Here is a 12,121-nt window from a genome sequence, read left to right on the forward strand (position 1 = left end):
GCAGGTTGCCGTGATGTGAACCGGTCGGTAACGGGATGGTGCTAGGGCCGATCGATGCGCGACAGGGGAGAAGGCAAGTGAGCGGCGACACCGCATCGGACGTGCAGCGCAGCCTTTTCATCCTTTCACCGGGCGATCGCGACGGACTGATCCAGGCTACCCGCCGCGCCGGATGGCGGGCTATCGGCGCGCGCCGTCCGGCCGACGCCATCCAGCGTTATCTCCGCAGCGACGCTCAGGTTGCTCTCATCGATATGCGCGATGGCGGTGGTGACGTTGATTTGATCGCTCCACTCGTGCCCGCCATCGATGCGGGCGGGGGCGCTCTGATCGTCTTGATCGAACTTCACGATATGGCCAAAGCACCGGCGCTGCTTGCGGCTGGTGCCACACATTTTATCGCGACCCCGCTAACGGACGGAGCCTTGCGAGCGACCCTCGCATCGGCTCAACGTTTGATCGACAGGCTTGGTGGAGGCGCCGCTCATAGCCAGCGCGCGCAACGCATCCGCCGAGGCGACGCCCTTCACTGGACGCTGGAACCCACCGGCGTGGTGCGGCTGAGTGATAATCTGGCGCGCCATCTTAATCTAGCGGAAACGGCATCGACTCCCGCCAACCTGATTCGCCGACTGCCGCGGGTAGATCGGCGGGGCGTGCTGCTCGCGTTGCGCGACATGATGCGCGCCGGTGGTCCGGGCGTTTTTGTTCATGCCGCGCCAGACCGGCCGGGGGACCGGCTCGTGCATCACTTGCGGATCGAGGACGGCGTAATCGCCGCCGATGTCGAATGGCTTTCGGATGGACATGCTCAGGAAGAGGCGTCCTCCCGCGATTTCCTGACCGGGGTGCGCTCGCGCGGCGCTGCGCTGGACTGGCTCCAGCGTCGCACCGGGCTGGCGACCACGGTGCTTTTGCTGTCGATCAGCCAGTTCGACCGGATGAATGCCGCTTATGGTCAGGTGGTCGGCGACGCATTGCTGGGGAGGATTGCCCGGCGAATCGAGCGCATGGTCGACGAATTTGCGCCGGGCGCCATGGTCGCACGGATCGCGGGCACCGAATTTCTCGTGGGCCTCAGCGGCGAAGCGGCAACGGCCGAAAGGGCGACCTTCCTCGCGCGGCAGCTGATCGCGGCAATCGGTCGTCCGTTCAGCGCTGGCGATCATCTCATTCGGCTGACAGGGCGTTGCGGCATCGCGCAATCCCGAACCGAAGATGACGCCACCCGGCTGATCCGCCGCGCTGGCACGGCGCTGGCCGATGCGCGTCAGGGCGGCGGCGAAGGTATCCGTATCCTGTCGGCGGAAAAGCGCAGCCGTCAGGTCGATGCCGATCAGCTCGAAACCGACCTGCGCCTGGCGCTCGACCGGGGCGAAATCGGCATCGTTTTCCAGCCGCAATATCCTATGGACAGCGAACGGATCAGCGGGGTCGAGGCGCTGGCCCGCTGGAACCATCCCAAATATGGCCCCTTGAGCGCCGGCATTTTATTCGCGACGGCGGAACGGTCCGATTACATGCTGCCGCTGTCCGCGCATATTCAGGGCGAGGCGCTGCGTCAGGCGGCCGCGTGGCCCGGCGCATTGCGGGAATTGCGCCTTTCGATCAATCTGACGGCGGCCGATATCGCGCAGCCGGCTTTCATGACCGATTTTCTCGCTCTCCTAGACGACAGCGGCTTTCCGCGCTCCCGCCTCACGGTAGAGATCACGGAAAGCGGGTTGATCGAGGATGTCCAAGCCGCCGCGGCGCTGCTGACGGCGCTGCGAGCGCAGGGGCTCGCGGTTGCAATCGACGATTTCGGCACGGGCTATTCGAGCCTTGCCTATCTGAAAAGCCTGCCGCTCGACTATCTCAAGATCGACAGTGGTCTGGCGCAGGATATTGCAGGGTCGGCGCGCGACCGGATCATCGTGCGCGGCGTCATTCACATGGCAAAATCGCTGGGGCTGTCCGTGATCGCCGAAGGGGTCGAAACCGAACAGCAGCGCGACCTGCTGAGCCGCGAGGGTTGTGATTATTATCAGGGCTTCCTGCGATCGGCCGGCGTGTCGTCGGCCGATCTGGTGGCGCTGATGCTGAACTAGAACCGCAGCAAAGGCCAGAGCGCCATGCCAAGGCCGACCAAGCTGGTGAGCCACACCAGCGTTCGCACCTTGGGAATGCCGAGGCCATATAGAGGCATATAGAGGATCCGCGCACCGAGCCAGATCCAGCCGCCAAGTGCCGTCAGTTCACTTGTCTTGCCGACGACCACCACCCCGATCAGAGCGACGATGGCGATCGGCAGCGTCTCCTGAAAATTCGCCTGCGCGCGCATTAGCCGGCCTGCCACCGGATCGAGCGGTGGCAAGTTTTCGTCCCGCGCGCCCATATTCCATGTCGTGCCATATTGCTTCGTCTTCACATGGGCGGCGGCGAAGATGTGGACGAGCAGCAGCACCATGGCCCAGGCGACTATACTGATTTCGACGGGCACTTCATTCTCTCCATCAATATGCGACGCCGCCTGAGGCTAGGCGCAATGACGTCATGCCACAAGCAGTCATCCCGCGGCCTTCGCCAGCCCCTTCGACAGTTGCAGCGCTCCGTTCAGTCTCGCAGCCGGGTCCCCCCAGGTCCTGTTCACCACGACCTTGCTGTCGGGGCGCAGCCGCGCCACGCCGTCCAGCCTTTGAATATAGGCGACAAGGCCGGCGGGATTGGGGAAACGATCCTCAAAAAAGCTGACGAGAGCGCCCTTTTGCCCGACATCGATCTTGGCGATGTTCGCTTTCACGCAATTCTGCTTGATCTCGATGACCTTGAGCAGATTTTGCGTGGGCGCCGGCAGCTTTCCGAAGCGATCGATGAGTTCGGCGGCAAAGGCCTCAAGCCCCTGCCGGTCCTCGATTTCGTTGATCCGGCGATAGAGACCCATGCGCAAATCGAGATCAGGGACATAATCATCGGGAATCATGATCGGCGCGTCGACGCTGATCTGCGGCGAGAAGCTGTCCCGCGAACGTTCGAGCCCTGCCCCGCCCGCCTTGGCATCCATGATCGCCTCTTCGAGCATCGACTGATAAAGTTCGAACCCGACCTCGCGAATATGTCCCGACTGCTCGTCGCCGACGAGATTGCCTGCGCCACGTATGTCGAGATCGTGGCTCGCCAGCTGGAACCCTGCTCCCAAAGTATCGAGGTCGGACAGCACTTTGAGACGTTTTTCAGCCGTTTCGGTGATGATGCGGTTGGCGGGCGTCGTCATATAGGCATAGGCGCGGGCCTTCGATCGCCCGACGCGACCACGCAACTGATAGAGTTGCGCGAGGCCAAACCGGTCTGCGCGATGAATGATCAATGTGTTGGCGCTGGGAATGTCGAGGCCGCTTTCGACGATCGTTGTCGACAGCAGCACGTCGTAGCGTTTGTCGTAAAAGGCCGACATGCGCTCTTCCACCTGCGCCGCGCTCATCTGACCATGGGCGACGACCGACCGGACCTCGGGCACTTCGTTGAGGAGAAATTCCTCGATCTCGGCCAGGTCGGCGATACGCGGGACGACGAAGAAGCTCTGGCCGCCGCGATAATGTTCACGCAGCAACGCCTCGCGGATCACGACCCCGTCCCACGGCATGATATAGGTTCGCACTGCAAGGCGATCGACCGGCGGGGTCTGAATCACCGACAGTTCGCGCAGGCCGGACATGGCCATCTGTAAAGTGCGCGGGATCGGCGTCGCCGTCAGCGTCAACACATGGACATCGGTCTTGAGGGATTTCAGCCGCTCCTTGTGGGTGACGCCAAACCGCTGCTCCTCGTCAACGATGACGAGCCCGAGGCGCTTGAAATCGATCCCCTTGGTCAGCAGCGCATGCGTGCCGACGACGATATCCAGCGTGCCATCGGCGAGGCCCGCCTTGACTGCCTTGGCCTCTTTGTCAGGAACGAGCCGCGAGAGGCGGCCGATATTGACGGGAAAGCCGCGGAAACGCTCCTCAAACTGCATATGATGCTGGCGCGCGAGCAATGTGGTGGGACAGATCAGCACCACCTGCATCCCCGCCATCGCGGCGACAAAGGCGGCGCGCAGCGCGACTTCGGTCTTGCCGAAGCCCACATCGCCACAGACGAGCCGGTCCATCGGCTTGCCCGAGCCCAGATCTTCGATTACGTCGCCGATCGCGCGATCCTGATCCTCGGTTTCCTGATAGGGGAAGCGGTCGACGAAACTTGGATAGCCGGCACTGTCGGGCTCGGCGACCGTGGCGGCGCGCAATGCGCGCTCGGCGGCAGTCTTGAGCAATTCACCCGCGATCTCGCGGATGCGCTCCTTCATCTTCGCCTTGCGCCGCTGCCAGGCTTCGCCGCCCAGTTTGTCAAGGCTGACGCCATCGCTGTCGGAGCCGTAGCGGGACAGCACCTCCAGATTTTCGACCGGTACGAACAGCTTGTCTCCGCCCGCGTAGCTTAACGCGACGCAGTCATGCGCAGTCTTGCTGACCGGGATCTGCGTCAGACCCTCATAACGGCCGATCCCGTGGTCCATGTGGACGACGAGATCGCCCGGTGAGAGCGTAGCCAGTTCGGCGAGGAAGGCGTCGGCGCTCTTCTTACGTTTGGCGCGGCGGACGAGCCTGTCGCCCAGCATGTCCTGTTCGGTGAGGACGGCAACATCGGGCGCGGTGAAACCGTGATCCAGCGGCAGGACGGTGAGAACGACGCTGCCTCCCCCCGCCAGCCCCAGCGCTTCCTGCCAGTCGTCGGCGGCCGCCAACCGCTTGACGTCATGATCGGCAAGCAGGCCAGACAGACGTTCGCGCGCCCCGCCGGAGTAGCTGGCGATCAGTATCTTTTTCTTCGCGCGGCGCAGCGCGGCGATATGCTTGCCGACCGCCTCATAGATATTCAGGTTCTGCGCGCGCTCGGGCGCGAAGTCGCGCGGCCCGTCGACCCCAAAATCGAGCACGGTCGCGCTTTCGGGCTCGTGAAAGGGCGTCGCCTCATGCATCGGCAGCGCCGCGACCGCCGCATTCCATTCCGCCCCGTCCAGATAGAGCGCCTCCGGCCTCAATGGGCGATAAGCCCCAGGATCGGAAGATTTCGCCTGAACCCGATTGGCATGATAGTCGCGGATCGCCTCGAAACGCGCATCGGCGGCACCGGCCACGCCATGATCGCGAATGACCACGACATCCTCGCCCAGATGTTCGGTCATCGGCACCAGCCGCTCCTCGAACAGGGGGAGCCAATGTTCCATGCCGGCCAGCCTTCGCCCGTCGCTCACCGCCTGATAGAGCGGATCGCCCGTTGCCGTCGCACCGAACAGTTCGCGATACCGCCCCCGAAACCGCTTGATGGTCTCCTCGTCGAGCAGCGCCTCTGACGCCGGCAGCAGGGTGAAGCTGTCCACGCTGCCGGTTGTTCGCTGATCGGCGGGATCGAAGCGGCGGACGGTCTCGATCTCGTCGCCGAAGAAATCGAGCCGCAGCGGCTGTTCCTCGCCGCCCGGAAACAGATCGACGATGCCGCCGCGAACAGCGAATTCGCCACGGTCATGCACCGTGTCGGTGCGGACATAGCCATTACCCTGCAACATCTCGGCCAGCCGGGGGATGGCGATCCGCTCTTTGGGCGCGAGCCTCGCGACCAGTTGCCGGACACGAAATGGCGTCAGCGTTCGCTGGGTCAACGCGTTGAGCGTCGTCAGCACCAATTGCGGTCCCTTGGGGACAGCCTGCAATGCGTGAAGGCCGGCGAGCCGCGCGGCCGCCGTCCGCAAGGAGGGGCTGGCGCGATCATAAGGCAGGCAATCCCACGCGGGAACTTCGATAATCTCGATCTCCGGCGCGAAATAATGCGCCGTATCGGCCACCGCGCGCATCAGTTGATCGTCCGAAGCGACAAATACAGCGCGCGTCTTTGCGGCCCGCGCGATATCGGCCAGCAGCCAAGGCTGGAAACCGGCCGGAACGCCGGACAAGGTCAACGGGGCTGCGGCCTTGAGGATTTTCTGAAGATCGGTCACTTCATTATCATCCGTTTCCAGCCAGCCGGCGGCAGTAGCGTCAATTTTCAATCTTCACGAAATCCAGCTTCAAAAAGCGATCCATCATCGCGCCTTTCCATTCGTCCGGCACGATTATGGTCCCGAGGGCCCAGCCGATGATGTCGGCATCCTGCTCGTCCATGAAGCGTTCAAACCACGCGATTTCATCCGAGGTCCATTCTTTATGATAGCGTTCGAAAAATCCGCCGACGGTATAATCCGCTTCCCGTGTACCACGGTGCCAGGCGCGGAATTTCAGCCGGCGCATCAGCGGATCATTGTTCACAATTTGTTCCTTCAATGGGCATAGCTCTGGACCCCATCCGGCATTTGTACGACCGGGCGAGCTGAGATAGAGGGCAGCAGATAGCCATGCGACCCGACATTCTCAATCCGCTGTTTGCCGAAATTTCCGCGCTCAAGGGCGTTGGGCCGGCGCTTGCCCGGCCGCTGGAGCGGTTGGGCCTTGCCCGCGCGGTCGACGTTGCCTTTCATCTGCCGGTCAGTTGGGTGGACCGCAAGCTGACCGGCGCTCTGGATATAGCGGATTCGGGCCGGGTGATCGGCATCGAGCTGACGCCGGTGGACTATCGTGCCGGCGGCGGCACTCGCGCACCGTTTCGCGTCGATGCGGTGGACGCCCGTGGCAACCATGTCGCGCTGGTCTATTTCGGCCGCAACAGCGCCTGGCCCAGAAAGCTGCTGCCGCTGAACGAGCCGAAATTCGTGTCGGGCAAACTCGAAAACTATGGCGACGCTCTTCAAATCGTGCATCCCGATTATGTCCTGGCGCCCGAAGAAGCGGCGACCATTCCAGCGCGCGAGCCCGTATATGGACTGTCCGACGGGCTGACCAACAATCGGATGCGGGATCTCGCCGCGCAGGCATTGCTCCGTGCGCCGGATCTTTCCGAGTGGGCCGAGCCCAGCCTGATTGCAAGCAGGAGCTGGCCAGGCTGGCGGGAAGCGCTGGGGCGAGTCCATGCCGACCCCGGCGACGCGGTAGCGCGCGAGCGGCTCGCCTATGACGAGATTTTCGCCGGGCAGCTGGCGCTTATGCTGGTTCGACAGGCCGGGCGACGTCGGCGGGGCGTCCCTATCGCTGGCGATGGCCGTCTGAGGGCGTCGCTCGAACTGCCCTTCGCACCGACCGGGGCCCAGCGGCGTGCCATGGGTGAGATTGAGGGCGACATGGCGCAAGGAACGCCCATGCTGCGGCTGCTCCAGGGCGATGTCGGATCGGGCAAGACGCTGGTGGCGCTGATGGCCCTGCTCAATGCTGTCGAGGCGGGCATGCAGGGGGCGATGCTCGCGCCGACCGAAATCCTCGCGCGCCAGCATTATGAGACGTTGAGGAAAATGGCATCCGGTCTGCCGGTGGAGATCGCGATCCTCACCGGCCGGGAAAAGGGCAAGGTGCGAGAGGCGACGCTGATGGGGCTGGCCGACGGCAGTATCCATATCCTCGTCGGCACCCATGCGATATTTCAGGAGGCGGTCAACTATCGCAGCCTTGGCCTTGCCGTGATCGACGAGCAGCATCGCTTCGGCGTGGCGCAACGCATGCTGCTCGCGTCCAAGGCCGAGCGCGCGCCTCATCTGCTCGTGATGACAGCGACGCCCATCCCTCGCACGCTGACGCTGACCTACTATGGTGAAATGGACGTATCGCGACTGGACGAGATGCCACCAGGACGCCAGCCGATCCAGACGGTCGTGATGACGGCCAGTCGCCTCGACGAAGTGATCGATGCGCTGGCTCGTCATATCGAGGCCGGGGGGCAGGCCTATTGGGTTTGCCCGCTGGTCGAAGAGAGCGAAAGCAGCGATCAGGCGGCTGCCGAAGCCCGCGCTGAGGGCCTGAGGATGCGGTTTGGCCAGGCCGTCGGGCTGGTCCATGGCCGCATGAAGGGCGCCGACAAAGATGCGGCAATGGAGGCTTTTTCGGCAAACAGGACGAAAGTCCTCGTCGCCACGACGGTCATCGAGGTCGGCGTCGACGTACCCAACGCCTCGCTGATCATCATCGAAGGGGCCGACCGGTTTGGGCTTGCCCAACTGCATCAGTTGCGCGGTCGCGTGGGCCGGGGCGACAAGTCATCGGTTTGCCTGCTGCTGCGCGGCGGTGCGCTAAGCGATACCTCGCGCGCCCGGCTGGCCCTGATGCGCGAGAGCAACGACGGCTTTCGCATTGCCGAAGAAGATTTGAGGCTGCGGGGCGCGGGGGAAGTATTGGGAACGCGGCAATCCGGCGAGGCGCGGATGAAGCTGGCGACGCCCGAACATCTTGCCACCCTGCTGGATGCGGCGCGCGACGATGCGAGGCTGTTGGTGGACCGCGACGGGGGGCTGGACGGACCGCGCGGGCAGGCCGCCCGAACCTGTCTCTACCTGTTCGAGCGGGACGCTGCTGTGAGCCTGTTGCGCGGCGGATGAACGTAATCGGGCTCCGGGCGGTACGCGCGTGTCACGGCATGACGGCGTTGACCGTTCCATCGCGAGGGACACCGGCCCGGTCGAGTTCCTCCGCCAGATGCCCGGTCATGAACCGATACCACATCAGGAAATCGGCGCGCAGCGACCAGAGCGGATGGCGCAGGGTCGCGGGGCGATTGCGTTCGATCAGGCCGTGGCCGGTCCAGGCGAAGCCATAGCCAACGACCGGAAGCGCCGCGCCCATCCACCAGCGTCCGGCCAGCGGCATTGCGCCCAGCAGCAACAATATGATGCTGGTCCCCGCATAATGCATGACCCGCGTTCCGGGACGGGCATGTTCGCGCAGATAATGAGGCCAGAAATCCTGAAAACGGGCAATGCTCTTCATGGCAGTCCTCCCCGATCGCCTTGCTAGCGGGAAGCCCGATAGTTGTTAAGGGCGAAACGATCAGCCGTTGCTGCGATCGGGCGCGAAGAGGAAATAGTCGTAGGCCGCCCTCGCCACTTCGGCCATGATCCGGTCGCGGGCGTCGTGGCCCTTGCTGTCCTTCATCACGAAGACCGAGATCGCGAACAGCCGCCCGTCCGGCAGGGTGACGAGGCCGACATCATTGCCGAGACCATTGAGCGATCCCGTCTTGTGCGCGATCGGCGTGCCGGGCGGGAGCATCGCTTTCAGCCGGGAGGCGCCGGTGCGGCAGCGGACCATGATGTCCAGCAGCGTCGCCGTGCTGGCGGGCTTGAGCGCCTTGCGCCGTTCGATCGCGGACAGGAGGTCGGTCATCGCACTGGGGGTCGCGCTGTCGCGCGGGTCGGTGGCGAAGGCGATGTTGGGCAGGTCGCGAGCCTCGCGGTCGCGCAGGGCCGCATCCGATTGCATCGCCGCCGCGACGTTGCGGCGGAAGGTGCCGGCTCCGGGGCGAAGGCCCATGGCGCGGTAGAGCAGCTGGGCAGTGTTGCTGTCCACCCGCATGCCGTGGACGCCGATCGAGCGGAGCCAGGCGTCGACCGTCTGCGGGCCGCCGGCCCTGGCGATGAGCATGTCGGTCGCGTTATTGTCGCTGCGCGTCAGCATAAGGTCGAGCAGGTTGGCGACCGAAAAGCTCGCGCCGCCATGGGGCAACTGGTCGGCGATGCCGCCCTCGCTCAGCAGCGCGGGGTCGACCGCGATCATGGTGTCGAGCGAGAGCGCGCCCGCATCGACCATGGAGAGGATCTTGCCCGCGACCGCGACCTTGTAGGTGCTGGCCATCGGGAACAATGTGTCGCCGTTCAGCGCCAGCGTCTCGCCGGTGCCAAGGTTGCGAATGGCGATGCCGACTGTGCCGTCGGACAGGGTGGCGAAGCGGGCGAACTCGGCGAGCAGGCGGCCTTGCGCCGATTGATGAACCGCGCTGGTCGCGGGGCCGAAGGCGTCGGCGGAGGGCAGCGGCGCGAGGAACAGGGTGATCGCGGCGAGCGAGGCGCTTAGGGAGCGGAAGCGAGGCATGGCCGTTCTTTTCACGATCCGCAAAGCCGGGGCAAGGGGCTTTGGCGGTCCGTTGACAGCGCGTCGGCCTCCGGTCCATCAGGCGGCGATGAGCGAGACGATAAAATTGCACGAAAGCTGGCGCGTGCCGCTGGAAGCCGAGTTCGCCAGCCCGGCGATGCAGGCGCTCAAGCAGTTTCTGGAGCAGGAGAAAGCGGCGGGCAAACGCATCTTTCCCAAGGGGTCGGAATATTTCCGCGCGCTCGACCTGACGCCGCTCGATCAGGTCAAGGTCGTGATCCTGGGGCAAGACCCCTATCATGGCGAGGGGCAGGCGCATGGGCTGTGCTTCAGCGTGCGGCCGGGGGTGCGGACGCCGCCGTCGCTGGTCAACATCTACAAGGAGTTGCACAGCGACCTTGGCATAGAGCGCGCGGGGCACGGCTTCCTCGAACATTGGGCGCGGCAGGGCGTACTGCTGCTCAACAGCGTATTGACGGTCGAGATGGCGCGCGCCGCGTCGCATCAGGGCAAGGGGTGGGAGACATTCACCGACGCCGTGGTGCGCCTCGTCAACGGTCGGGAACAGCCGGTCGTGTTCATGCTGTGGGGCGCCTATGCTCAGCGCAAGGCGGGCTTCGTCGATGCGAGCCGCCATCTGGTGCTCAAGGCCGCCCACCCCTCCCCGCTGTCGGCGCATAACGGGTTTCTGGGATGCCGGCATTTTTCGAAGGCCAATGCGTTTCTGGAAGCGCATGGGCGCGGGCCGATCGACTGGGCGCTGCCCAAACTTGGAGGGTAAGGCGCGCGATTGCCGCCTTAACTTCGTATAGTTCCCGCATATTTCGCCCATTTATTGCGTGTCGTTGAAATTATCGGAAAGTCGGCTGGTGGAGGGTGGACGATGGGAAAGAGCCGGATGACTGGGTTATGGCATGGGTGGGGGATGTAGGACAGGGCAAGTACTGAATTTAGCCCATAGATGACTGTCCGCTTCCGAATAGTCTCATCACTGAGCGAAGGGAATTTCAATCTTCTTGCGAACCTCCGGGATGACGTAATCCATGAGATATTGCGCGCGCGGATAGGTGCTTGCAATCGGCTCGCCGGGCCCGCTGCTCACCAGAAAGAGCACTTCGTCCACGACCGGGTTCGCGATAACGGTGTTGACGATCTCCGAAACGGCCTTTGCCCCGTCCCATATCCTATATAGATCGATATCGACCGCCTGCTGGATATTTTCGAAACGCGGATGTTGCACCAACCCACGATCGACATAAATATTCACGTAATTAAGCGCATATTGCTCCAGTTCCGCAACCGCTCGCTCCGGGTCTTCCGCGATGAGGGCCACCTGTGAGGCGACCGCGGTGCCAGTGCGCCCAAATTCTTCCAGGGCAGCCACGTAGGCCGGCAAATGCGCGTTGTTGCTTGAGAGAAAACCGTCACCGAGCAACGCTGCCCTTCTGATGGCTGGCTCGGCCATGCCTCCGATCAATATCCGCGGCGGATCGGCGGGCACGGGCGTCACCGCAATTTCAGGCATATTGAACCTTTTCCCTTCGAATGCGAACGGCTCGCCGGTCCACGCGCGACGGACGAAATCGACGGTATCTTCCATCAGGCTCGGCCGGTGGCGCATGTTGACGCCGAAGGCTTCAAACTCCTTTTCGCTGTAGCCCATGCCAATGCCGAGGTCATATCGCCCCTCCGACAGCACGGAAACCATTGCCGCCTCCTCAGCAAGACGGAGGGGGTGATATAGGGGAGCAAGCATCACGCAGCTGCTAAGGCGCACCCGCTTGGTGCGCATGGCCGCCGCAGCCGTCATGATCAGCGGCGAAGGACATAGTCCATCGAAATGATGCTCGCTGAACCAAACCGAGTCGAAGCCGATGGATTCCGCCCAAACCACGTGATCGAGCGTTTCTGCCCAATGACGTTCATACCCCCGCCGCGACGGATCGGTCGCCGTGGCACGGTCATTATCCACATAGGCGTACGCCAACCCGAACCGCAGCTTCTTCGCATTTGCCTGCGTCGGGGCAGCGGCTTGGCTCGTTAGTTCTGGCATCAGGTCCTCCAACCTAAGGGCGGCTGCCCCCTCAATTTAACGACGGTATGAGGTGTAGCAGACGGCGCATCAAGGGCTCACGCATCGCGATGTTCGATCCACGATTTTG

Annotated in this window: 9 protein-coding genes; 3 read left to right on the forward strand and 6 right to left on the reverse strand. The window is 63.6% G+C overall.

Features of this window, described 5'->3' with window-relative positions:
- Positions 1 to 35: 35 nt before the first annotated feature.
- Entirely contained in the window at positions 36 to 2,090 is a 2,055-nt protein-coding gene (locus WG907_RS15570; RefSeq protein ID WP_445326826.1) for a putative bifunctional diguanylate cyclase/phosphodiesterase, read from the forward strand.
- Here the strand turns inward: WG907_RS15570 and WG907_RS15575 are convergent.
- The 3 genes from WG907_RS15575 to WG907_RS15585 form a co-directional block, all read right to left on the reverse strand.
- The gene (locus WG907_RS15575; RefSeq protein ID WP_340234215.1) at positions 2,087 to 2,482 is read right to left on the reverse strand and encodes an MAPEG family protein; all 396 of its coding nucleotides are present in this window, start codon (positions 2,480 to 2,482) and stop codon (positions 2,087 to 2,089) included. The two genes, WG907_RS15570 and WG907_RS15575, sit on opposite strands and share 4 nt — an antisense overlap.
- 66 nt (positions 2,483 to 2,548) lie before the next feature.
- Positions 2,549 to 6,013: a transcription-repair coupling factor gene (mfd, locus tag WG907_RS15580; protein ID WP_340234328.1), complete on the reverse strand. Its 3,465-nt coding sequence runs from the start codon at positions 6,011 to 6,013 to the stop codon at positions 2,549 to 2,551.
- A 40-nt stretch (positions 6,014 to 6,053) separates the two neighbouring features.
- The gene (locus WG907_RS15585; RefSeq protein ID WP_340234217.1) at positions 6,054 to 6,320 is read right to left on the reverse strand and encodes an FAD assembly factor SdhE; all 267 of its coding nucleotides are present in this window, start codon (positions 6,318 to 6,320) and stop codon (positions 6,054 to 6,056) included.
- A gap of 86 nt (positions 6,321 to 6,406) precedes the next feature.
- Between WG907_RS15585 and recG the strand changes: the two genes are divergently transcribed.
- On the forward strand, positions 6,407 to 8,470 hold the full coding sequence (recG, locus tag WG907_RS15590; protein ID WP_340234218.1) for an ATP-dependent DNA helicase RecG: 2,064 nt from the start codon (positions 6,407 to 6,409) through the stop codon (positions 8,468 to 8,470).
- Positions 8,471 to 8,501: 31 nt separating this feature from the next.
- On the opposite strand, the gene WG907_RS15595 is transcribed toward recG, so the two are convergent.
- Positions 8,502 to 8,858 carry an Mpo1-like protein gene (locus tag WG907_RS15595; RefSeq protein ID WP_340234219.1) on the reverse strand — a complete coding sequence of 119 codons (357 nt, stop codon included), beginning with the start codon at positions 8,856 to 8,858 and terminating at the stop codon, positions 8,502 to 8,504.
- Between the two features lie 60 nt (positions 8,859 to 8,918).
- Positions 8,919 to 9,959 (reverse strand): class A beta-lactamase, encoded by a 1,041-nt coding sequence (gene bla / locus WG907_RS15600; RefSeq protein ID WP_340234220.1) that lies wholly within the window; start codon positions 9,957 to 9,959, stop codon positions 8,919 to 8,921.
- A gap of 88 nt (positions 9,960 to 10,047) precedes the next feature.
- On the opposite strand from bla, the gene ung reads away from it, so the two are divergent.
- Positions 10,048 to 10,740, forward strand: coding sequence for a uracil-DNA glycosylase (gene ung, locus WG907_RS15605; RefSeq protein WP_340234329.1), 693 nt, complete (start codon positions 10,048 to 10,050; stop codon positions 10,738 to 10,740).
- Between the two features lie 207 nt (positions 10,741 to 10,947).
- On the opposite strand, the gene WG907_RS15610 is transcribed toward ung, so the two are convergent.
- Positions 10,948 to 12,012 carry an LLM class flavin-dependent oxidoreductase gene (locus WG907_RS15610; RefSeq protein ID WP_340234221.1) on the reverse strand — a complete coding sequence of 355 codons (1,065 nt, stop codon included), beginning with the start codon at positions 12,010 to 12,012 and terminating at the stop codon, positions 10,948 to 10,950.
- Positions 12,013 to 12,121: the final 109 nt, after the last annotated feature.

Source organism: Sphingobium fluminis (assembly GCF_037723805.1).
In the GTDB taxonomy this organism is placed as follows: domain Bacteria; phylum Pseudomonadota; class Alphaproteobacteria; order Sphingomonadales; family Sphingomonadaceae; genus Sphingobium.

Bases quoted from the DNA above. Each gene is read 5' to 3' on its own strand.
- WG907_RS15570 (WP_445326826.1), top strand. From the start codon at position 36: ATGGTGCTAGGGCCGATCGATGCGCGACAGGGGAGAAGGCAAGTGAGC.
- recG (WP_340234218.1), top strand. From the start codon at position 6,407: ATGCGACCCGACATTCTCAATCCGCTGTTTGCCGAAATTTCCGCGCTC.
- WG907_RS15595 (WP_340234219.1), bottom strand. From the start codon at position 8,858: ATGAAGAGCATTGCCCGTTTTCAGGATTTCTGGCCTCATTATCTGCGC.
- bla (WP_340234220.1), bottom strand. From the start codon at position 9,959: ATGCCTCGCTTCCGCTCCCTAAGCGCCTCGCTCGCCGCGATCACCCTG.
- ung (WP_340234329.1), top strand. From the start codon at position 10,048: ATGAGCGAGACGATAAAATTGCACGAAAGCTGGCGCGTGCCGCTGGAA.
- WG907_RS15610 (WP_340234221.1), bottom strand. From the start codon at position 12,012: ATGCCAGAACTAACGAGCCAAGCCGCTGCCCCGACGCAGGCAAATGCG.